The organism is Halobaculum roseum, assembly GCF_019880245.1.
Classification (GTDB): Archaea; Halobacteriota; Halobacteria; order Halobacteriales; family Haloferacaceae; genus Halobaculum; species Halobaculum roseum.
In genome coordinates this window covers 1,158,636-1,180,972 of record NZ_CP082286.1, presented here as the reverse complement: position 1 = coordinate 1,180,972, position 22,337 = coordinate 1,158,636, and the positions used below count along the sequence as shown (strand labels likewise).

At 70.2% G+C, this 22,337-nt stretch carries 20 protein-coding genes; 15 read left to right on the top strand and 5 right to left on the bottom strand.

The annotated features are described in order from the left end of the window. The first annotated feature begins 91 nt into the window (after positions 1-91). The gene (locus K6T36_RS05935; RefSeq protein ID WP_222923028.1) at positions 92-1,078 is read left to right on the top strand and encodes an ABC transporter permease; all 987 of its coding nucleotides are present in this window, start codon (positions 92-94) and stop codon (positions 1,076-1,078) included. On the opposite strand, the gene K6T36_RS05930 is transcribed toward K6T36_RS05935, so the two are convergent. From K6T36_RS05930 to ribH, 5 genes are all read right to left on the bottom strand, one after another. After that, positions 1,075-3,114: a DEAD/DEAH box helicase gene (locus K6T36_RS05930; RefSeq protein WP_222923027.1), complete on the bottom strand. Its 2,040-nt coding sequence runs from the start codon at positions 3,112-3,114 to the stop codon at positions 1,075-1,077. The two genes, K6T36_RS05935 and K6T36_RS05930, sit on opposite strands and share 4 nt — an antisense overlap. Before the next feature lie 134 nt (positions 3,115-3,248). Further along, a complete protein-coding gene (nthA, locus tag K6T36_RS05925) occupies positions 3,249-4,436 on the bottom strand; it encodes a nitrile hydratase subunit alpha (RefSeq protein WP_222923026.1) in 1,188 nt (395 codons plus the stop codon). Between the two features lie 72 nt (positions 4,437-4,508). Then, on the bottom strand, positions 4,509-5,192 hold the full coding sequence (gene nthB, locus K6T36_RS05920) for a nitrile hydratase subunit beta (protein WP_222923025.1): 684 nt from the start codon (positions 5,190-5,192) through the stop codon (positions 4,509-4,511). A 322-nt stretch (positions 5,193-5,514) separates the two neighbouring features. Further along, positions 5,515-6,699 carry a pyridoxal phosphate-dependent aminotransferase gene (locus tag K6T36_RS05915; protein ID WP_222923024.1) on the bottom strand — a complete coding sequence of 395 codons (1,185 nt, stop codon included), beginning with the start codon at positions 6,697-6,699 and terminating at the stop codon, positions 5,515-5,517. Next, positions 6,696-7,124: a 6,7-dimethyl-8-ribityllumazine synthase gene (gene ribH, locus K6T36_RS05910; RefSeq protein WP_222923023.1), complete on the bottom strand. Its 429-nt coding sequence runs from the start codon at positions 7,122-7,124 to the stop codon at positions 6,696-6,698. Before ribH ends, K6T36_RS05915 begins: the two co-directional genes overlap by 4 nt. Before the next feature lie 153 nt (positions 7,125-7,277). Between ribH and K6T36_RS05905 the strand changes: the two genes are divergently transcribed. From K6T36_RS05905 to K6T36_RS05840, 14 genes are all read left to right on the top strand, one after another. Continuing rightward, positions 7,278-9,278: a flippase activity-associated protein Agl23 gene (locus K6T36_RS05905; RefSeq protein WP_222923022.1), complete on the top strand. Its 2,001-nt coding sequence runs from the start codon at positions 7,278-7,280 to the stop codon at positions 9,276-9,278. A 119-nt stretch (positions 9,279-9,397) separates the two neighbouring features. Then, the gene (locus K6T36_RS05900; RefSeq protein WP_222923021.1) at positions 9,398-10,576 is read left to right on the top strand and encodes a 5-(carboxyamino)imidazole ribonucleotide synthase; all 1,179 of its coding nucleotides are present in this window, start codon (positions 9,398-9,400) and stop codon (positions 10,574-10,576) included. A gap of 54 nt (positions 10,577-10,630) precedes the next feature. After that, positions 10,631-11,254: a 5-(carboxyamino)imidazole ribonucleotide mutase gene (purE, locus tag K6T36_RS05895; RefSeq protein ID WP_222923020.1), complete on the top strand. Its 624-nt coding sequence runs from the start codon at positions 10,631-10,633 to the stop codon at positions 11,252-11,254. Between the two features lie 178 nt (positions 11,255-11,432). Continuing rightward, positions 11,433-11,846: an NADH-quinone oxidoreductase subunit A gene (locus K6T36_RS05890; RefSeq protein ID WP_222608512.1), complete on the top strand. Its 414-nt coding sequence runs from the start codon at positions 11,433-11,435 to the stop codon at positions 11,844-11,846. 1 nt (position 11,847) lies between these two features. Continuing rightward, positions 11,848-12,549, top strand: coding sequence for an NADH-quinone oxidoreductase subunit B (locus tag K6T36_RS05885; RefSeq protein ID WP_222923019.1), 702 nt, complete (start codon positions 11,848-11,850; stop codon positions 12,547-12,549). Between the two features lie 2 nt (positions 12,550-12,551). Continuing rightward, a complete protein-coding gene (locus K6T36_RS05880; RefSeq protein ID WP_222923018.1) occupies positions 12,552-14,222 on the top strand; it encodes an NADH-quinone oxidoreductase subunit D in 1,671 nt (556 codons plus the stop codon). After that, positions 14,219-15,295 (top strand): complex I subunit 1/NuoH family protein, encoded by a 1,077-nt coding sequence (locus K6T36_RS05875; protein ID WP_222923017.1) that lies wholly within the window; start codon positions 14,219-14,221, stop codon positions 15,293-15,295. The genes K6T36_RS05880 and K6T36_RS05875 overlap by 4 nt, the downstream gene beginning before the upstream one ends. 2 nt (positions 15,296-15,297) lie before the next feature. Beyond that, positions 15,298-15,759, top strand: a complete 462-nt coding sequence (locus K6T36_RS05870; protein ID WP_222608508.1) for a NuoI/complex I 23 kDa subunit family protein — start codon at positions 15,298-15,300, stop codon at positions 15,757-15,759. 360 nt (positions 15,760-16,119) lie between these two features. Further along, complete coding sequence (locus K6T36_RS05865) at positions 16,120-16,395, top strand: NADH-quinone oxidoreductase subunit J (protein ID WP_222608507.1); 276 nt, start codon at positions 16,120-16,122, stop codon at positions 16,393-16,395. Beyond that, on the top strand, positions 16,392-16,772 hold the full coding sequence (locus K6T36_RS05860) for a proton-conducting membrane transporter (protein WP_222923016.1): 381 nt from the start codon (positions 16,392-16,394) through the stop codon (positions 16,770-16,772). Before K6T36_RS05865 ends, K6T36_RS05860 begins: the two co-directional genes overlap by 4 nt. After that, positions 16,772-17,074: an NADH-quinone oxidoreductase subunit NuoK gene (gene nuoK, locus K6T36_RS05855; RefSeq protein WP_222608505.1), complete on the top strand. Its 303-nt coding sequence runs from the start codon at positions 16,772-16,774 to the stop codon at positions 17,072-17,074. The genes K6T36_RS05860 and nuoK overlap by 1 nt, the downstream gene beginning before the upstream one ends. 3 nt (positions 17,075-17,077) lie before the next feature. Continuing rightward, positions 17,078-19,123, top strand: coding sequence for an NADH-quinone oxidoreductase subunit L (gene nuoL, locus K6T36_RS05850; RefSeq protein WP_222923015.1), 2,046 nt, complete (start codon positions 17,078-17,080; stop codon positions 19,121-19,123). Beyond that, a complete protein-coding gene (locus tag K6T36_RS05845) occupies positions 19,120-20,652 on the top strand; it encodes a complex I subunit 4 family protein (RefSeq protein ID WP_222608503.1) in 1,533 nt (510 codons plus the stop codon). Before nuoL ends, K6T36_RS05845 begins: the two co-directional genes overlap by 4 nt. Beyond that, a complete protein-coding gene (locus K6T36_RS05840) occupies positions 20,652-22,160 on the top strand; it encodes an NADH-quinone oxidoreductase subunit N (RefSeq protein WP_222923014.1) in 1,509 nt (502 codons plus the stop codon). The genes K6T36_RS05845 and K6T36_RS05840 overlap by 1 nt, the downstream gene beginning before the upstream one ends. The last annotated feature ends 177 nt before the right edge of the window (positions 22,161-22,337 follow it).

Here is a 22,337-nt window from a genome sequence, read left to right as displayed (position 1 = left end):
CGGAGCGTCGCCTGCGCCCCACATAACGGTACCCGATACTGAACACGCGATTTCAGCATCGCTTTTGGGGCCGGCCGTCGAGTCGGCGGTCGTGTCCCTCCGTCGCCGGGTCCTCCGTCGGACCGCCTTCGCCGTGCTCACGGTCTATCTCGTCTGTTCGGTCTCGTTCCTGCTGGTGGCGGTCCCCGGCGACCCCAACACCGGGTCGGTCCGCCAGGCGGCCGCGATGGAGGCGACCGGGAACGAGTCCCAGCGCGCCGCCCAGATCGAATCGCAGGTGGAAGCGTACCGCGCCGCGAACAACCTCGATGAGCCGCTCCACCGGCGGTACATCCGCTGGCTCGTCGACATCTCGACGCTGAGCTGGGGCGAGGCGCGCAGCGCCCCCGGGAGCGTCACCGACGCCATCGCGCGGGCCGCGCCGTACACGCTCGTGTACCTCGTCCCGGGCTTCCTCGTGGGGGCCGCCCTCGGCGTCGCGAGCGGGGTGGGGTCCGCGCTCGCGGGCCGGCGACCGGTCGGCCGGCTCACGTCGACGGCCACCTACCTGCTGTCGGGCGTCCCGAACTTCTATCTCGCGGCGGTGCTGCTCGTCCTCGTCGGCTCGGCGTTCGGCTGGGACGCCACCGGCTGGGAACCGGGACCGTGGCCGGCGAAGTACTGGCTCCGCATGGCGCTGCCGGCCGCCGTGACGGCGACCGGGACGCTCGCGGCCGCCCACCGCCACGCGCGGGCGAACGCGCTCGCCCGCCGGACGGAGGACTACGTCGCGCACGTCACCGCCACGGGTGCGGGCCCGGTCGACACAGCCAGGCACCTGCTCCGCCCCGCCGCGGTGCCGCTGCTCACGCTGCTGTACGGCGACCTCCTCGCCGCGCTCGTCGTCACCGTCTACGTCGTCGAGTACGCGTTCGGCATCCCCGGGTTCGGCGCGCTGAGCTACGGCGCCATCCGGGCGCGGGACGTCCCGCTGGTGCTCGGCACCACGTTCGTCATCGTGCTCGTCGGCGTCGCCGGGTCGTGGGCCCAGGACGTGCTCCACGCGGTGCTCGACCCGCGTGTCCGCGAGGACGACTAGGTGTCCTCCTCCTCTGTTGACGACACGAGCCGCTTGCGCGCCGACGCGAACGCCGGCATGTCGACGCCGACCACCTCCGCGATGGCGTCGGCCGCGCCCAGCAGCCACTCGGCGCGCTCGATCCGCGACTCCAGGTCGCCGGGGCCGATGCGGTACGCCGCCACCAGCTCCTCGACGCTCGCGCCGTCGACCCACTCGGTCAGGACGCGGGCGGTCTTCACCGACTCCAGCCACCCCTCGAAGTCCTCGGCCTCCGTCATCCCGGTCGTCAGCTCCGCCGAGCGCGTGCGGGCGAACTGGTAGATCTCGGCGCGCTCGGCGTTGCCGAGGTAGGTGTCGACCATGTCGGGGGTGTCACAGACGATCTCGAACGCCGTCAGCTCAGTCACCGTCTCGGGGTCCATCCCCGCGACTGCCTCCAGTCCCTCGACGATCCGCACGCCTGTGTCGGGGGTGACGTACTGGCGCGACACCTGCTCGCCCAGCGGCGTCGCCTCGATCCCGGCGTCGTCGCCGGCATCCGTCGGGGCCAGCAGGCCGTCGTCGATGAGGCTCGCGATCGCGTCGCCGACGACCCCGCCGAGGTTCGGGTTCGACGTGCGCGACGCGTAGAAGGTTCCGCCGAGGGCGTCGAGCACCTCCGTCTGCGAGCCGGCGATCCCCGTGGCGACGAGCGCGAGCGTGTGCGTGCGTAGCGCCGCGGGATCCCGGAGCTTCGACTCGACCCGTTCGGGGTCGGCGGTGACGTACCGGTCCCACAGCCCCTCTCGTTCCTCCCTATCATCGGCCACGAGCACCGCCTCGCCGTACGGGTCGAGGTGCGGGCGGCCCGCCCGTCCACACATCTGGTGGACCTCCAGCACGGGGAGCCACTCGGTCCCCTCGCCGGTGTAGCGCCGCTGGTCGCGCACGACCACCCGCCGGGCGGGGACGTTCACCCCGGCGGCGAGCGTCGGCGTCGCGCAGATGACCGACAGCTTCCGGTCGCGGAACGACCGCTCGACGAGCGCGCGGTGGTCCGAGGAGAGCCCGGCGTGGTGGAACGCGACCCCGCGTTCGGCCGTCTCCGCGAGCCGGTCGCCCGTCTCGGTGCCGCCGGCCTCGCGAAGCTCCGCGGCGACCTCGACGGCCGCCGTTTCGCGATTATCGACAGCGTCGCCGTCGCCCTCATCGCCACCGTCCCCGTCGCCGCCGCGGTCGACGCCGTCGGCGACCGCCGGAAGCCGCTCCTCGCTCAGCCGCTCGGCCAGGCGTTCGGCCTCCCGTCGGGAGGCGACGAACGCCAGCGCCTGCCCGCCGTCGGCGACGGCCCCGCGAACGAGTTCGGCGGTCGCCTCGGTATCCGCGTCGCTCGCGGGGTCGCCGGCGTCGACCGGCACCGACAGGGAACTCCCGTCGTCGAACTCGACGGTTCCCTCGGCGTGGACGCCGACCCGGAGGTCGACCGGTCGCCACGTCGACTCCACCAGCTCGGCGTCGAGCCACGCCGCGATGTCCTCGGGGTTGTCGACGGTCGCCGACAGCGCGACGATCTGCACCTCGGGCGCGCGCCTGCGGAGCGTCGCGAGGGTTACCTCCAGCGTGGGACCGCGGCCGGGCGAGCCGAGCAGGTGCACCTCGTCGACGACGACGCACGCGAGGTCGTCGACCCACCCGGCGCCGTTGCGGATGGCCGAGTCGACCTTCTCGCTGGTGGCGACGATCACGTCGTTGGCGGCCAGATCGCTGGCGGCCGAGTCGTAATCGCCCGTCGAGATGCCGGCGTCGACGCCCGGGAGCGCGTCGAACTCCTCGTACTTCTCGCGGGCGAGCGCGCGAAGCGGGCAGACGTACAGCCCCGGGCCGTCGGCCGTCAGCAGAGCCAGCTCGGCGACGAACGTCTTGCCGGAGGCGGTCGGCACCGCCGCGACGACGTTGTCGCCGTCACAGACGCCGGCCTCCACGGCCGCGACCTGTGGCGGGTACAGCTCCGCGATCCCCTCCCGCTCGAAGTGCTCGACGTACTCGGGGGCCAGCGGGAGGTCGGCGACGCGCATTCGATGCCGGTGCTGGGTCCCTCTCGGATATAAACCTCCGTCCGGGACGGTCGCCCTATCTCGGCCGTCCGCAACTCGGTGGCAGTCGGCGCTCCGGCGGCGGCGGTCGACGCAACTCGGCCGTCGCGACCGACTCAGTGATCGTGGCCGTGTTCGTGCCCGTGATGATGGCCGTGATCGTCACCGTCCCCGTGGTGGTGGTGCGCCCCGTCGGCGTGTCCCTCCGGGAGCCGGTCGGCGTGTGCGTGGGGGTCGCCCTCGACGAACTCGTGGGCGTTGCGCTCGCCGCCGGCGAAGGCGCTCGCGCGGGCCGCGAACGCGTCGGCGTCGACGACGTCGCGGTCGGTCAGGAACCGTTCGAGGGCGGCGAGCCACGCGCCGTAGTAGTCGGCGTCGCTCCCGTCCTCGGCGCCGGGGTTCGCGTCCAACTCGGCGACCAACTCCGACTGGAAGTCGTCCCACGTGCGGCCGGGGTCGTCCTCGTCGGTGAGCGCGACCGCGAGCGCGAACGACCGCGCCATCCACGGCTCCGCGAACGTCGGCCCGTCGGCGTCGGCGCGCGGGACCGGTTTCCCCGCGGTGTCGACCTCGGCGGTCGCGTCCGCGCCCGCCGCCTCCGGCCCCGCGTTCGCGCCGCCGGCGTCGGCCGCCCGTGCGCCCCCGTCGGAGGCGATGGCGCCGCCGTCGCCGAGGCGCTCGACGCCGATCATCGCGTTGCGGGAGACGAGCTCCGCGAGCTCGGCCTCGTCCATGTCCTCGGTTCCCTCGGGTCGCTGCGGGAGGACCATGTAGCGCACCTCGGAGTTGGAGTCCCACACCTCCACGTCCACGGAGTCGTCCAGGTCCGTGTCGAACTCCTCGCGCAACAGCGCGCGGGGCTCGTCCACGACGCGCGAGCGGTACGCCGGCGACTTGTACCACGTCGGCGGCAGGCCCAGCACGGCCCACGGGTAACACGAGCAGAGGGTACAGACGACGACGTTGTGGGTGTCCGCGGTGTTCTCGATCACTCGGAGCTCCATCACCTCGTCGTTCACGGAGATGTCGAGGTCGGCGACTGCCTCGATGCCGTCCTCCAAGAGCCACTCGCGGTACTCGGGGTCGGTCCACGCGCGGGCGACGACCCGGGCGCCGTTCATCGGACCCACGTCGCCCTCGTATGTCGCGATCACCTCGTCGACGGCGTCGGTGCTCAAGATTCCCTGCTCCGTCAGCAGCGACTGGAGGGCGCGGGCCCTGGACTGTGGGTCGATCCCGTCTCGAAGTTCGGGATCGGGGTGGGACGGCGGGTCCGGATCGGTCGCGTCGCGGTCGTCGGTCATGTGACGTGGTGACGCGTGTAGGGGCTTAGGCGTTCGCCTCGAACCGGGCCGCGGCCGGCGGGACCGGACCGGTCAGGCCTCGGTCAGGTACGGTTCCCACAGCTCGATGTGCAGCCCGTCGGCGTCGGTGCAGCCCTCGCCCCACAGCTCCTCGGCGTCGAACCGGACGTTGTAGAGCTGTTCGGCGCGCTCGTCGTCGCCCCCCTCGCGGGCGTTCTCGTCGGGATAGACGTGGGCGCCGCGGTCGGCGACGACCTCGCCCTCGGCGCCGCGGACGTAGCGCGGACACCGTGTGTGTCCCGCGGGATGCCGTTTGCGGACGTGGACGCGGTCGCCGACGGCGAACGCCGGGTCGCCGTCGCCGCGGCGGCTCAGGTACTTCTCGCGGGTCCCCTCCAGCAGCGCGGGCAGGCGGTCGGGGTCGGTCTCGTCCGGCACCTCGGCTTCGCCCGCGGCGAACGCCTCCGCGCGCTCGCGGAGTTCGTCGGCGTCGACGACGCCCGCCTCGACGAACAGCGTCTCGATGGCGCCCAGCCAGCGCTCGTAGTAGGGAACCGTCAGGTAGCGCTCGGGGTCGTCGCCCTCCACCGTGTACCGGAAGCGGTCGAGTTCGAACGTGTCGGAGCCGAGGCCGGTGATGTACAGCGACTGGACGACGCCCTCCCACTCGTGGTGGAACGGGCTGGCGTCGTCGGGCTGGTCCGGCGGGAGGTCGTGATAGGAGTCCATCCCGCCGAGGTCGTGGATCCCGTCCATACACGGTTGATTCCGGCGCGGCTGATAAAATCTCGCCACGCGGTAGCATGGATCTGGTTCGGGACGCCGCCCGCGATACCGTGGTGACGACCGCGAAAGCCCCCGCGGCTGTGCGCTCGGTGCGGCCGCTGCGCTCCTCGGCTCGCTTCGCTCGCCTTGCGGTGCTTGTCGGTCCGCGCCTTCGCGCACAGCCGCGGCCCCTTTCAGTCCCACCCGTGGCTCGGACGGGCGTCGTCGCTCGGCGGTCGGACGGGCAGTCGTCGAACCCGGACTCCCGCGAGAAACCGCGCCGGGGAGTCAGAACTGTTGTGCGATGGTTCCGCTACTCGTCGCCGAGGAGTCCGGCGTCGAAGAGGCGCTCCATGCCCTCGCGCAGGCGCTCCTCGCTGGCGGCGTAGCTGATCCGGGCGTAGCCCGGCGCGCCGAAGGCGGAGCCGGGGACGGTCGCGACGTGCGCCTCCTGGATCGCCTCCTCGGCCCACGCGGAGTCGTCCTCGGCGACGGGCAGCATCATGTAGAAGGCGCCGTCGGGCACGGTCACGTCGACGCCGTGGTCGTCGAACAGCTCGACGAGCATGTCGCGGCGCGACTCGAAGGCCGCGCGCATCTCCTCGACGGACTCGTCGGTGTTGCGCAGGGCCTCGACGCCCGCGCGCTGGACGAAGTTCGTCGCACACGAGACGGAGTGGCTGTGGAGCTTCCCCGCCTGCGAGATCAGGTCGCCCTGCGCGTGGAGGTAGCCGAGACGCCACCCGGTCATCGAGTACGCCTTCGAGAAGCCGTTGATCGTGACAGTGCGGTCGGCCATCCCGTCGAGGCTCGCGAGGCTGGTCTGCTCGACGCCGTAGACGATCTCGTCGTAGATCTCGTCGGAGATGACCGCGAAGTCGTGCTCGACCGCGAGGTCGCGAACGCCTTCGAGGCCCTCGTCGGAGTAGACGGCGCCGGTCGGGTTCGACGGGGAGTTCACGATCAGGAGTTCCGTGTCGTCCGAAACTGTCGCCGCGAGGTCGTCGAGCCCGTCCGCCAGCGAGAAGTCGTGGGGCGCGAGATCGACCCGAGCGAGGTCGCCGCCCGCGAGCTTCACCATCGCCTCGTAGGACACCCACGCGGGGTCGAGCAGCACCACTTCGTCCCCGTCGTCGACGAGCGTCTGGACCGTCTCGTACAGCGCCTGCTTGGCGCCGGGCGTGACGATCACGTCGTCGGCGTCGGCGTCGATGTCGTCCGCGCGGAGCTTCTCGGCGATGGCCGCCTTCAGTTCGGGGACGCCGTTCGAGGAGGTGTAGCCCGTGTGCCCGGCGTCCATCGCGGCCTTGCCGGCCTCGACGACGTTCTCGGGCGTGGGGAAGTCGGGCGCGCCGACCGACAGGTCGACCACGTCGTGGCCGGCCTCCTCCAGTTCGTTCGCGGCGTTGGAGATGGCCAGCGTCGCCGACGGCTCCACGCGACCGACGCGCTCGGCGAAGTCGTAGGCGAACTCGTCGCCGGCCTCCCGTCCGCTCATGCGGCCACCTCCGCTGCGGGGAGCCCCTCCGCGAGATCCAAGGCGGCGCTCGCGGCCTCGGCGCCCTTGTCGGCGCGCTCGCGAGCTTCAGCCCCGGACTGGCCCGGCCCCGACACGCCGAAGGTGACGGGGGTGTCGCGGTCGAGGCTCACGTCGACGAGCTTCGTCGCGACGGCCTGGCCGATCACCTGGTCGTGGTCGGTGTCGCCGGCGACGATGGTGCCGACGACGGCGACGGCGTCGATATCGTCGCGGCGGGCGAGCCGGTCGGCCGCCAGCGGCGCGTCGTAGGCGCCGGGTACGTCGACGGTCTCGGCGACGGCGGCGCCGCGCTCGGCGACCGCGTCGCGGGCGGACTCCTCCATGGCTTCGGCGATGGACGCGTAGTAGCGCGCGACCACCAGGCCGAGTGTCGTCTCGGTCATTGTGCGAGCCGACGGCGGGCCCGCTGAAATGCGTACCGCTCCGGGCGGATGTGTCCGTTCCGTCCGCGGGGGTCGCGTTCGGCGGGGGCCTGAGCGGCGATCCGACGATCCATTCCACAAGAGTTGTTACCGGTGGCGTGCGACCGCTCGCCAATGAGTGACCCCGCCGGCGGGGACGAGTCAGCCCCCGACGGGACCGGCGACCGCGACGACGACGCCCCCGAGGCCGACGACGATGTCGTCCCCGACGGCGACGACGTTCTCCCGGCCGGAGCCGGGTCGCCGCTCGCCGCCCTCCGCGACCGCGTCGGCGACCCGGCGACCGTCGCGGTACTGCTGATCGTCGCCGGCTCGCTGCTGCTCCGGACGGTCCAACTCGGACAGCGGGTCTTCCACTGGGACGAGGGCCGCGTCGGCTACTGGATCCTCCGGTTCGACGCCACCGGCGAGTTCTTCTACCGCCCGATCATCCACGGCCCGTTCCTCCCGGTGGTCAACAACGTCCTCTTCGACCTCATCGGCGCGTCGGACTTCGCCGCGCGGCTCCCCGTCGCGCTCGTCGGCGGGCTGCTCCCGCTGGTCGCGCTGCTGTTGCGCCACCGCCTCCGCGACCGCGAGGTCGTCGCGCTCGCGCTGTTGCTGTCGGTCGACCCGCTGCTCGTCTACTACGGCCGGTTCATGCGCGGCGACGTGCTCGTCGGCGGCTTCGCCGTCGCCGCGTTCGCGCTCGTCGTGTACGCGATCGACACGCGCCGGACGCTCCCGCTGTTCGGGTCGGCCGCCCTGCTCGCGCTGGGGTTCACCGCCAAGGAGAACGCGCTGGTGTACCTCGCGTGCTTCCTCGGCGCCGGGTTCCTCCTGCTCGACCACCGGCTGGTGCGGACCGCGCGGCGGACGGGCTCGCCGCTCGACGCCGCGATCGGCGAGGTCGTCGCGCTCGGCCACTTCCTCGACGACTGGACCGCCGGATCGCGAACCAGGCTGTGGATCGAGCGCCGGGTCCGCGAGCGCGACCCGGACGCCCACTGGGCGCCAGAGGCCGGGTTCCTCGGCCATCTCGCGGTCTGGATCCCGGTCGGCGCCGTCGGCGTCGCCGCGACGTTCCTCGGGGTCGTCGCGTTCTTCTACGCGCCGCGGCCGGACCTGTGGCAGGCGCTCGGCGTCGCGTCGGCCTCGGCCGGAGCCGCGGGCGCCGACGCCGCGGCGCCGACGCTCGGGTCGGTACTACACGAGGCGACGTGGGGCGCCGGCGAGAAGTTCTGGGGCACGTGGGCGGCCGGCGGTCACGCCGGGCACCCGTACGTCCCGTTCCTCTGGGACATCGTCGAGACGCTCGGGTACGGCTCCGGCGTGCTCGTCGTGCTGGCGATCGTCGGCTTCCTCGCGGACGGCTACGGCGAGGCCCGGGGAACCCGGTCGATCGTCGCGTACGCGACCTACTGGGGCGCCGCGTCGCTGGTCGGCTACCCCGTCGCGACCGACATCGAGGCGCCGTGGGCCGCCGTCCATATCGTGCTCCCGCTGGCGATCCCGGCGGCCGTCGGGCTCGGCGAACTGGCCGACTCGCTGCGGGGCGGCTTCGCGAGCGAGGATACGGTCACCGCGGCGCTGGCGGGCCTGATCGTCCTCGCGGCCGTCGGCGGCGTCGCCGTCCCGAACGCCGACTACTGGAACTCCGCCTCCGAGGAGGACAAACAGGTGCTCCAGTGGGCCCAGCCCGAGAACGCCTACAAGGAGGCGCTGCAGGACGCCGGCGCCGTCGCCCGCGACAACGACGAGGGGGCCGACGTGCTGTGGGTGGGGACGAGCACGAGCCGAGGAACGAGACTGTACGTCTCCGACGAGTCGAGCGTCGACCGGATGCCCCCCGGCGGGCCGAGCTGGCACTCCCGGCTTCCGACGCCGTGGTACCTCGAACTCCACGACGCGAACGTGACCTCGACGCCCCCGGAGGCGCGCTACGACGAGCTCCCGCCAGCCGAGGAGATGCCGCCGGTCGTCATCGCGAAGCCGAACGACGCCGCGGAGTTGGAGTCGCGCCTCGACGGCTACGACTCCCGCGAGTACGCCTTCCGGCTGTGGAGCGAACGGATCGTCGTGTTCATCGACGAGGAGGCGCTCGCCGACACCCGCGCCGACGAGCAGTCGGCGTGAGGGTACCGGACGGTCGCAGCGACCGCCGGTTCCGGTCGCGGACACGATCAATCCACGTTCGTGCATACAAACCATGTCGTGAAGCAAGATTTATTCGCGGACCTGCCGAACCGGCGCCCGTGACACCGACCTGTCCCGGACCGACGTTGGGCGTCGTCGGCGGGGGCCAACTCGGCCGCATGCTCGCTGAGGCCGCCTCGCCGCTCGGCGTCGACGTGGTCGTGCTCGACCCGACGCCCGACTGCCCCGCCGCTCGGGTCGCCGAGCAGATCGAGGGCGCGTTCGACGACCCCGACGCCGTCCGCGAGCTGGCCGACCGGGCCGACGCGCTGACGTTGGAGATCGAGCTCGCCGACCCCGATGTGCTGGAGGCCATCGGCGAGGAGTACGACGTGCCCGTCAACCCCTCGCCGGACGCGTTGCGGACGATACAGGACAAGCTCGTCCAGAAGCGAGCGTTCGCCGACGCCGGGATCCCCGTCCCGGAGTTCGTCGCCGTCGACGACGCCGCCGATCTCGCGGACGCTGTCGACCGCTTCGGCGGCTGCATGCTGAAGGCCCGCACCGGCGGCTACGACGGCCGCGGCAACCTCCCCGTCGAGCCCGGCGACGACTACGAGGCGAAGCTGGCGGCCGTCGGTGCCGGCGAGGGCGGCGCGATGGCCGAGGAGCTGATCGATTTCGAGCGCGAACTCTCCGTGGTCGCCGTCCGCGGCGACGACGAGCGCCGCGCGTTCCCCGTCGTCGAGAACGTCCACCGCGAGGAGATCCTCCGGGAGACCGTCGCGCCCGCCCGGTGCTCGGACGCGGTCGCCGAACGTGCCCGCGAGGTCGCGCTCGACACGCTGGAGACGCTCGACGGGCGCGGCGTGTTCGCGATGGAGTTATTTGGGGAGCCGGACGGTACCGTCTCCGTGAACGAGGTCGCCCCGCGTCCCCACAACTCCGGCCACTGGAGCATCGAGGGCGCGACCACCTCGCAGTTCGAACAGCACGTCCGCGCGGCCCTCGGGTGGCCGCTCGGGACCGCGGAGGCGCGCGCGCCGACCGTGATGGCGAACGTCCTCGGCGACGTGCCCGAGCCCCGCCCGGCGTCGCTGTCGGGCGTCGGCGACGTGCTCGCGGCGCCGAACGCGAACCTCCACTGGTACGGCAAACGCGAGGCGCGCCCGCTGCGGAAGATGGGCCACCTCACGCTCGTCGACGCCGACGGCGACGCCGCGGCCGACGACACCGCCGCCCGCGACGACCTGCTCGCCCGCGCCCGCGACCTGCGCGACGGGCTCACCTTCGAGTGACCGCCGCACGCGACTCACCGCCGAACACCCACACACACGGACTAACACCCACCCATGACCACCGTTCAGGACCTCATCGACCGACTCGAATCGGAGGCGAACAGCGACGCCGACCCGGACTCGACGCCCGACGTGGGCGTGATCATGGGGTCGGACTCGGATCTGGACACCATGCAGGGCGCGTTCGACGCGCTCGACGAGCTGGGATTCGCCGAGCAGACCGACTTTCACGACCCGCCGGCGGCGCGTTTTACCTACGAGGTGTACGTCGTTTCGGCTCACCGCACGCCCGAACTCATGTACGCCTACGGCGAGACCGCCGCGGACCGCGGGCTCGACGTGATCGTCGCCGGCGCGGGCGGGAAGTCCGCGGACCTGCCGAACATGACCGCGAGCATCGCCTACCCGATCCCGGTCGTCGGCGTGCCCGTACAGGAGAAGTCCGTCGACTCGGTGATCGGGATGCCGACCGGCGCCCCCATCGTCGCCGTCGACGCCGGCAAGTCGTTCAACGCCGCGCTGTCGGCGGCGCAGGTGTTGGGGCGCGAGCACGACGAGGTCGAGGAGCGCCTCGTCGAGTATCACGAGGACCTCGTGGCGGGCGTCGCGGACGTCTCCGCGGACCTCCACGACCTCGGGGTCGAGGGGTTCCGGGAGTCGCGCGGACGAGAGCAGTAGTCTCGAAGTCTCGAGTACTCTCGACCGGGTACCGCGTGTCGCCTCCGCGGGGACAGGACCACCCCGTCGCCGCGAGGGAGCGCCTGTCGCCCCGAACCGGGCGGTACACGCGTGCACGCGTAAGTGAAGCACTTATCTGTGGGGCCTCCAAACCGACGTACGATACGGAGAACCCGGTATGAATGCATGGATAGCGATCGGCGCGTTGGCGGTGATGGGCGTGGGCATCCCGCTCGGGATGATGGCGGTGTCCGCGATCCTCCGCCCCAGCGTGCCCGAACAGGGCAAGAGCGCCACCTACGAGTCCGGTGAGATCCCGACGGGGTCGGCGACGGGCATCCAGTTCAACATCCAGTACTACATGGTTGCGCTGCTGTTCGTCGTGTTCGACATCGAGACCGTTCTGATCTTCCCGTGGGCCGTCATCTACCAGCCCGCGCTGGAGGCGGGCGTCGGGCTGACGACGGTGCTGCTCCCGATGCTGATCTTCATCGGGGTGCTCGTCGTCGGACTCGTGTGGGCGTGGCGACAGGGCGCCGTGAAGTGGGCCTCCAGCCCGCGTGCGGCGAGACAGAAGACGGAGCGTTCCTGACATGAGTAGCGACAACAGACCGTTCGTCACGGACGACAGCCAGGTACTGACCGACACCCGGGACGCCCGGATGACGGGCGAGGACAACCGCTTCAACTCGAAGCTGCGCGAGGCGTTCGGCTCCTCGCCGTTCATCCTCACCAAGTTCGACAAGTTCATGAACTGGGTGCGGGGCTCCTCGATGTTCATGCTGCAGTTCGGCATCGCCTGCTGCAGCATCGAGATGATGCACACCTACGCGGTCAAACACGACCTCGACCGCTTCGGCGCCGGTGTGCCGCGCGCGTCGCCGCGACAGGCCGACGTGATCATCGTCCCCGGGACGATCGTCTCGAAGTTCGCGCCGCGGATGAAGCGCGTGTACGACCAGATGCCCGAGCCGAAGTTCGTCATCGGCATGGGCTCGTGCACCATCTCCGGCGGCCCGTTCCAGGAGGGGTACAACGTGGTCAAGGGCGCCGAGGAGGTCATCCCGGTCGACATCCACGTCCCCGGCTGCCCGCCGCGCCCCGAGGCGCTGGTGTACGGCGTCGCGAAGCTCCAGGAGCGCATCGCCAACGGCGAGTCCTCGCCGGTGACGGTGAAGCCCTACGAGCTGGAGCAGTTCGGCGACCTCGACCGCGACGAGATCGTCGACCAGCTCGCACGGGAGATCGACGAGGAGGACCTCGTCATGCGGTACAACTGGGCGGACTCCCCCTAACCATGAGCCTGGAAGAACCCGAGCCGGACGTGCCGGCACCGGTCGAGGAACAGTCCCCCGACGAGCTCGCCGAGCTGCTGGGCGATCACGTGATCGGTCGCGAGGAGCACCTGAACGCGCCCGGCTACGTGATCCGGCCGGACGCGGTCCAGGACGTGCTCTCCACGCTCAAGGAGGAGGCGGGGTACGACCACCTGTCGTGTGTCACCGCCCAGGAGTACGAGGACCGCTACGAGTCGATCTATCACCTGAAGAAGTTCGACGACCCGACCCAGGAGGTCAGCGTCGTCGTCCCCGCCGACCGCGAGAACCCGGTCAGCGAGTCGGCCGAGCCGGTGTTCCGGACGGCAGACTGGCACGAGCGCGAGGCGTACGACCTGGTCGGCATCGACTATGACGACCACCCCGACCTCCGCCGCATCCTCCTGCCGGAGTCCTGGCAGGGGCACCCCCTGGCCGAGGACTACGACCAGGACCGCCCGCAGATCGTCCCGCTGCGCGAGAACGCGAACCCGCTGCAGGAGGACCACCGCGGGGAGGACGACACGGACACGATGTTCCTCAACATCGGTCCCCACCACCCCGCGACCCACGGCGTCCTCCACCTGAAGACGACGCTGGACGGCGAGCAGGTCGCCGACGTGGAAAGCGACATCGGCTACCTCCACCGCTGCGAGGAGCAGATCTGCCAGAACGGCACCTACCGCCACCAGATCATGCCCTATCCCGACCGCTGGGACTACATCTCGGCGGGCCTGCTCAACGAGTGGGCGTACGCCCGCGCGGCCGAGGACATGGCCGACATCGAGGTGCCGGAGTACGCGCAGGTCATCCGGACGATGGGCGCGGAGCTGTGCCGCATCGCCGCGCACATGCTCGCGGTCGGCACGTTCGCGCTCGACGTGTACGGCGACTTCACCGCCATCTTCATGTACGCGATCCGGGACCGCGAGAAGGCCCAGAACATCCTCGAGGACCTGACGGGCCAGCGGCTCATGTTCAACTACTTCCGCCTCGGCGGGGTCGTCTGGGACCTGCCCGAGCCCCGCGAGGAGTTCTTCGAGAAGACCCGCGACTTCCTCGAGGACCTCCCGGAGGCGCTGGAGGAGTACCACGACCTCATCTCGGGCAACGAGATCCTCCAGATGCGCACCATCGACACCGGCGTGCTGCCGCCGGAGGTCGCGAAGAGCTACGGCGCCACGGGCCCCGTCGCCCGCGGCTCCGGCATCGACTACGACCTCCGCCGCGACGACCCGTACGGCTACTACGACGAGCTCGACTGGGACGTGGTGACCGAGGACGGCTGTGACAACTACAGCCGCCTCCTCGTGCGCCTGCGCGAGGTCGAGGAGTCCGCGAAGATCATCGAGCAGTGCATCGACCTGCTGGAGGACTGGCCCGAGGAGGACCGCACCATCCAGGCCAACGTCCCGCGGACGCTGAAGCCGGACGACGACACCGAGATCTACCGCGCGGTCGAGGGCGCCAAGGGCGAGCTCGGCATCTACATGCGCTCGGACGGCACGGACAAGCCGGCCCGCTTCAAGATCCGGTCGCCGTGCTTCTCGAACCTCCAGACGCTGCCGGAGATGGCCGAGGGCGAGTACGTGCCCGACCTCGTCGCCGCGCTCGGTAGCCTGGACATCGTCCTCGGCGAGGTGGACAGATGACCGGGGCGGTCCCGCTTCAGCAGGGGATGCTCCCCGACACGATCGCGAACCTGCTGGGACTGGACGCGTTCGGCGTCGCCGGCGACATCGTCGCCGCGCTGCTGGGCGCGTTCCTCATCGCCAACTTCCTGCTCATCAACACGGCCTTCGCGGGCCCGTGGGCGAAACGGAAGATCACGGCGGCGTTCACCGACCGTATCGCGGTCAACCGGATCGGCCCGTTCGGCCTGTTCGTCATCGTCGCCGACGCGGTCCGGCTCCTCTCGAAGGAGCTGATCGTCCCCGAGGGCGCCGACCGTCCCGCGTGGGACCTCGGTCCGATCCTCATCCCGTTCTCGGCGCTGCTCGGCTTCGCGGTCATCCCGATGGGAAGCGGCCTGCAGCTGGCCGACCCCGAGACGGGGCTGGCGTTCGCGTTCGCCGCCTCGTCGATCGCCTCGGTCGGGCTGATCATGATGGGCTACGCGTCGAACAACAAGTACAGCCTGCTCGGGGGCCTGCGCGCCGTCGCCTCGAACATCGCCTACGAGATCCCGCTCATCGTCACCGGCGTCTCCGTCGTGCTGTTCACGGGGTCGCTCCAGATGAGCGCGATCGTCGAGGCCCAGCAGGCGACGTTCGTCAGCGTCGCCGGGATCGCGATCCCCCAGTGGTTCGCGTTCGTCAACCCGTTCGCGTTCGTGCTGTTCGTGGTCGCGAACGTCGCGGAGGTCGGCCGGAACCCGTTCGACATCCCGGAGGCGCCCACCGAGATCGTCGCCGGCTACCAGACGGAGTACTCCTCCGTCTACTTCGTGCTCATCTACCTGGGCGAGTTCATCCACATCTTCCTGGGCGGCGCCATCGCGGCGACGCTGTTCCTCGGCGGGCCGGCCGGGCCCGGCCCGGCGGCGCTGGGGATCGTCTGGTTCACCGCGAAGATCTGGGCGTTCTTCCTGTTCACCCAGTGGCTGCGCTCGGCGGTCCCACGGCTTCGTGTGGACCAGTTCATCGAGATCGGCTGGAAGGGAATGCTCGTGCTCGCGTTTGCGAACCTCGTCCTCACCGCGGTCATCGTGGGGGTGCTCGCGTAACCATGATCGGACTACTCAAAGGAATGGCGACGACGATGAAGCACGCGCTGGACGGCAAGACGTTCACGGTCGAGTACCCGGACGTCGCGCCCGAGGTGAGCCCGCGGTTCCGCGGGGTCCACAAGTTCTCCCAGGAGCGGTGCATCTGGTGCCGCCAGTGTGAGAACGTCTGTCCGAACGACACGATCCAGATCGTGCAGGACGACCAGCGCAACGGCGAACAGTACAACCTCCACATCGGCCAGTGCATCTACTGCCGGCTGTGCGAGGAGGTGTGTCCGGTGGACGCCATCCTGCTGACGCAGAACTTCGAGTTCACCGCCGACACGAAAGACGAGTTCGTCTACAACAAGGAACAGCTGAAGAACGTCCCCTGGTACAAGGGGATCGACCCGCTCGCCTCGCGCGAGCCCGACCGCGGCGCCTGGATCGGCGAGGGCGACGGCGAGATCGACTACCAGTAACCGTCGGACCGACGCGGTTCGACGTTCTCGGGTTCTCCACCCGTTCGTTCGCTGACTCGGTAGCTGCCGGTGTGACCGGGGCGTTCGTCTCGTCTAGTTCCGCTCGGCCGCGACTCCCACGTTGCGCGCGCGGCCGGATCCCGCCCCGTCGGCGGTCAGGCGTGCGCCGATCCGAGGGCCGATAGCGGCGCGCGGACCCCTCGTCGGGCGAGCGCCGTGGGGACGGACTCCGGGATCGGCGCCTCTCCGAAATACCTATAAAAGCGATCCGGCCCGGACCGCGCGGAATCCGCACACGCGCACCCACACGCGCAAACGTTCTCGAAACCTTCAAACGGACTCCGGCGGGAGTGTCCCGTAATGGTTGTAGAGACTATCGCGTTCGCGCTGTTCGCCCTCGTCACCGTGGGGAGCAGTTTGGGCGTGGTGCTCGTCGAGGACGTGTGGCACTCCGCACTCCTCCTCGGGGCCGCGCTTCTCAGCGTCGCGGTGCACTACGTGATGTTGCAGGCGGAGCTGCTGGCCGCCATGCAGATCCTCGTCTACGTGGGCGGGGTCCTGATCCTCATCACGTTCGCCGTGATGCTGGTGCGCAGGGAGGCTGAACCGGAGCAACTCGGGGTGAGCGACGCGTGAGCGACGCCGGCTCGCGACCGCGGCTGAAGCTCGGGGGGCACCTGCTTCCCGGCCTGGCGGCCGTCGCGCTGTTCGCCGTTCTCGCGATCGTGTTCCTGCAGGCCTCCTTCGGGGAGCCCGCCGGGTTCCCCGAGGGTGCGTCGATCACCGCGAGCATCGGCTACGCGATGTTCAACGTCGACACGGAGGCCATCTCCGGGACGGTCGTCTCGGGCGAGGGCTTCGTCGTGGCGTTCGTCCTCATCGCGATCGTGCTCGACGTGGCGATCGACGGGGCGGTGTTCCTCGCGAAGCGCGACGAGGACGGCGGCATCGGGGGCGTGCTCACCGACGGCGGACGGGAGATCCGCGACAAGCTCCGCGGAGGTGAGGACTGATGGTGCCGCCGCAGTACTACCTGCTCCTGGCGGCCGCCGTCTTCTGTATCGGCGTGTTCGGGCTGTTGACGCGCCGGAACGCGCTGTTGTTCCTGATGTCGGTCGAGCTGATGCTCAACGCGGCCAACATCAACCTCGTCGCGTTCTCCTACTACTGGGGGAACGTGACGGGCCAGACGTTCGGCCTGTTCACGATGGCGCTGGCGGCCGCCGAGGTCGCCATCGGCATCGGGATCATCCTCGTGCTGTACCGCAACTTCAAGGAGATCGACGTGACCGAAGCGACGACGATGAGGTGGTAACATATGGCAGGAATCTTCGACTTCGGGCCGGCCATCGTACTGCTCCCGTTCCTCTCGTTCCTGATCGCGCTCGGGACGGCCCTCTCGGGGCGTGACCTGCTCCCGAAGGGCGGCGCCATCCCCGGCATCGCGGCGACCGCGGGGTCGCTGGTGCTGTCGGTCGCGATGGCCGCCGCCGTGGCTGGGGGCGAGGTGTACGACGAAACGATCTACACGTGGGCCGCCGGCGCGGTGCCGGGCACGGAGGGGATCGAGCTGACGTTCGGCCTGCTCATCGACCCGCTGTCGTCGATGATGCTCGTCATCGTGACGCTCATCGCCCTGCTGGTGCACGTGTTCTCGCTCGGCTACATGAACGACGACGGCCAGACCGGCCTCCCGCGCTACTACGCCGGGCTCGGCCTGTTCACGGCGTCCATGCTCGGGTTCGTCGTCGCCGACAACCTCCTGATGGCGTTCATGTTCTTCGAGCTGGTGGGGCTGTGTTCGTATCTCCTCATCGGCTTCCACTTCCGCGAGCCCGGCCCGCCGTCGGCCGCGAAGAAGGCGTTCCTCGTCACCCGCTTCGGCGACTACTTCTTCCTGATCGGCGTCGTCGCCGTGTTCGCGACGTTCGGCACCGCGCAGTTCGCCGGGGAGAACGCCTTCCCGGTGCTGGCCGAACAGGCGCTCGCGGGCGAGTTCGCGGCGAACACGTTCCTCGGGCTCGGCACCGAGGCGTGGTTCACCGTCGTCGGCCTGCTCGTGCTCGGCGGCGTGATCGGCAAGTCCGCGCAGTTCCCGCTGCACACGTGGCTCCCCGACGCGATGGAGGGCCCGACCCCGGTCTCGGCGCTCATCCACGCGGCGACGATGGTCGCCGCCGGGGTCTACCTCGTCGCCCGGATGTACGGCTTCTACGCCGTCTCGCCGACGGCTCTGGGCGTCATCGCCCTCGTCGGCGGCTTCACGGCGCTGTTCGCCGGCACGATGGGCATCGTGAAGCGCGAGCTGAAGCAGGTGCTCGCGTACTCCACCATCTCGCAGTACGGCTACATGATGCTCGCGCTCGGCGCGGGCGGCTACGTGGCCGCGACGTTCCACCTGCTGACCCACGCGTTCTTCAAGGCGCTGCTGTTCCTCGGCGCCGGCTCGGTCATCCTCGCGATGCACCACAACGAGAACATGTGGGACATGGGCGGGCTGAAGGACAAGATGCCCGTGACGTACTACTCGTTCCTCGCCGGGTCGCTGGCGCTTGCGGGCATCTTCCCGTTCGCCGGCTTCTGGTCGAAGGACGAGGTCCTCTACTACTCGCTCGTTCACGGGCTGGACGGCCAGCCGCTCCTGCTGCTCGGCTACGTCTTCGGCCTGCTGGCGGTACCCGTCACCGCGTTCTACACCTTCCGGATGGTGTTCCTCACCTTCCACGGCGACGCCCGCACCGAGGAGGCGGAGTCGCCCGAGTCGGTCCGCTGGAACGTGAAGGGGCCGCTCGCGGTGCTGGGCGTGCTCGCGACGGTCGCGGGCGCGGTCAACCTCGCGCCGGTTCGCACCCTCACGGGCGCGCACGTGGACTTCCTCCACGCGTGGCTCGACGGCGGCTTTACGGACCTGACGGTCCACCACTACGGCGAGATCGACCCGTACTCCTCGGTGTATCTCGCGGGCAGCGAGGTGACGACGGTCCTGCTGGGCGCGGCGGTGTCGCTCGGGCTGGCGCTGCTGGGCCTGGGGCTCGCCTACCGCCTGTACGCGGTTCCCGAGCCCGTCGAGCACACCGACAAGCTCGGCTCCGTGAAGGACCTGCTGTACGACAACTACTACCAGGACGAGTATCAGGTGTACCTCGCGAACCGGGTCGTGCTCCCCCTCGCCCGCGCCGCGGACACCTTCGACCAGGGCGTCGTCGACGGCGCCGTGAACGCCGTCTCCAGCGTGAGCCTGTTCTCCGGCTCGCGCATCCGGCGCATCCAGACCGGCGTCGTGAGTAACTACGCCGCGCTGGTGACGCTGGGGCTGACGGCGCTGCTCGTCGTCTTCGGGGTTCTCGGGGGGTGGTTACTGTGATAATCGAAGCACTCATCGGAGTCACGTTCCTCGCCGCGCTGGTCGTCATGCTGGCGCCCGACAGGTACGCGGGTAAGCTCGCGTTCGCGCTGAGCCTCCTGCCGGTCGTCGGGAGCCTGTACATGTGGGCCGGCTTCGACGCCGGCGGGAACGCGCTCATGGCCGGGAGCATCGCCTACGAAACGCAGCTCGACTGGCTGACGGTCGCCGGCTACGACCTCCAGTGGTTCGTCGGCGTCGACGGGATCAGCCTCCCGCTGGTCGTCCTCTCGACGGTGCTGTCCTCGCTGGCGATCGTGTCGGCGTGGACGCCGATCGACACGCGCCAGTCGCAGTTCTACGGCCTGATGCTGTTCATGGAGGCGAACCTGCTGGGCGTGTTCACCGCGCTCGACTTCTTCCTGTGGTTCGTCTTCTGGGAGGCCGTGCTGGTCCCGATGTACTTCCTCATCGGCGTGTGGGGCGGCCCGCGCCGGAAGTACGCCGCGATCAAGTTCTTCGTCTACACGAACATCGCCAGCCTCGCGATGTTCATCGCGTTCATGGCGCTGGTGTTCAACCTCCCCGTCGGCTCGTTCGGGCTGCCTGAGATCACGCAGTCGTTGCAGGCCGGGGAGTTGAGTAGCTTCGTCGGGCTCGATCCGGCGACGCTGAAGCTGGCCGCCTTCGCGGCCATGTTCGCGGGCTTCGCGGTGAAGGTGCCCGTCGTCCCGTTCCACACCTGGCTGCCGGACGCCCACGTCGAGGCGCCGACGCCGGTGTCGGTGATGCTGGCGGGCGTCCTCCTGAAGATGGGGACGTACGCCCTGCTGCGGTTCAACTTCACCATGCTGCCGGACGTGGCGACGCGGCCGCTCGTCGCGACGGTCATCGCTGCCGTCGCCGTCGTCTCGGTCATCTACGGCGCGATGCTCGCGCTGGCACAGCAGGACCTCAAGCGCATCGTCGCGTACTCCTCCGTCTCCTCGATGGGGTACGTCATCCTCGGGCTCATCGCGTACACGGGTCTCGGGATCGGCGGCGCGACGTTCCAGATGGTCGCACACGGTCTCATCTCCGGGCTGATGTTCATGGCGGTCGGCGTCATCTACAACGTCACCCACACGCGCATGGTGGGCGACATGTCCGGGATGGCCGACCGGATGCCCGTGACGGTGGGCATCCTCGTCGCCGGCGCGTTCGGCTACATGGGCCTGCCGCTCATGGCCGGCTTCGCCGCCGAGTACTTCATCTTCCAGGGGGCGTTCGCCTCGACGGTGATCCCGTCGGCGCCGCTGTTCACGGCGGCGTCGATGTTCGGCATCGTCATCGTGGCCGGCTACCTCCTGTTCGCGATGCAGCGCACGCTGTTCGGGGAGTTCTCCCTGGAGACGGACTACGAGGTGCGCCGCGCGCACTTCCACGACGTGGCGCCGCTGGCGGTGCTGCTGCTTTGCACCATCGCGCTCGGCGTCGCGCCGAATATCTTCTTCGAGATGATCACTGACGCGATCGAGCCGGTGGTCGCGGTCGTCGGGGGTGGTGCCTGATGGATCCCGTGCTCCTGCAGGCCGACCAGCTCCCCTCCTGGACCGCGCTCGCGCCGGCGCTGGCGCTCGCGGCGACCGGCCTCGTGCTGATCGCCGTCGACAGTATCGACCCCGACGACTCCCGGCCGGCGCTGTTGGCCGGCATCGCGACCGTCGGGTCGCTCGCGTCGCTCGGGTTCGCCGGCTGGTTCCTCTCGGCCGGCACCGGGCAGGCGGGCACCGGCGGCGCCATCGCGCTGTTCGGCGACGCGCTCGTCGTCGACGGGATGGCGCTGTTCTTCCAGGCCGTGTTCGCCTCCGTGACCGCGCTCGTCGTGGTCGCGAGCTACGACTACCTCAGCGACCACCCGTACCGGGCGGAGTTCTACTCGCTGGTGCTGTTCGCGGCGACCGGGATGGCGCTGATGGCGGCGGCCAACTCCCTGGCCGTGGCGTTCATCGCGCTGGAACTGGCATCGCTGCCGTCGTACGCGCTGGTGGCGTTCCTCAAGCGGAACGCCGGCAGCGTCGAGGCGGGCCTGAAGTACTTCCTCATCGGCGCGCTGTCGTCGTCGGTGTTCGCGTTCGGCATCTCGCTGGTGTACGCCGCGACCGGGAGCCTCCTGCTGCCGGACGTGTACGACGCGCTCGCGGGCGGCGTCGAGGGACTCACCGGCGTCGCCGCCGTGGGTATCCTGATGGTCGCCGGCGGGTTCGCGTTCAAGACCGCCTCCGTCCCGTTCCACTTCTGGGCGCCGGAGGCGTACGAGGGCGCGCCCGCGCCCGTCTCCGCGTTCCTCTCGTCGGCCTCGAAGGCGGCCGGCTTCGCGCTCGCGTTCCGCGTGTTCGTCGTCGGCTTCCCGCTGGACGCCGGCATCGACTGGGTGCTCCTGTTCCAGGTGCTCGCGGTCGTCACGATGACGCTCGGGAACTTCGCGGCCGCGACCCAGGAGGAGGTCAAGCGCATGCTCGCGTATTCCTCGATCGGGCACGCGGGTTACGCGCTCATCGGCCTGGCCGCCTTCACCGGCGGCGCCGGCGGCGACGTGATCGGCGCGTCGATGGCGCACCTGCTCGTGTACGGCTTCATGAACACCGGCGCGTTCCTGTTCGTCGCGCTCGCGGAACACTGGGAGATCGGCCGGACCTTCGACGACTACGCGGGGCTGGCGAGCCGGGCGCCGATGGCGTCGGTCGCCATGTCCGTGTTCATGTTCTCGCTGGCGGGGCTGCCCCCGTTCGGCGGGTTCTTCTCGAAGTACTTCCTGTTCATGGGCGCGATCGACGCCGGCTTCTGGTGGCTCGCGGCCGTCGGGGCCGTCAACAGCGCGCTGTCGCTGTTCTACTACAGCCGCGTCGTGAAGGCGCTGTGGCTCGACGACGCGGTCGGCGAGTTCGAGCTCGCGTCGACGCCGACGGCGCTGTACGCCGCGGTCGTGTTCGCCGCCGTCGCGACGCTGCTGCTGCTCCCCGGCTTCGCGCCGGTCATCGAGACGGCCCAGTCGGTCGCGACGACGGTCGTCCCGTAGCGGCCCGACCTCGGCGGTCGGGGTCGGTTTTTCGACGTGTCGAGTTCGGGTCCCGTCGAGCGACGGCCACACGGTCGACGGTCTCGACGGTCGCCGCCGCCGGCGACGGGGACGGTCAGACGGTTCCACTGTCGTCGGCGACGGGGACGATCACACGGTCCACTGTCGCTGGGGGAC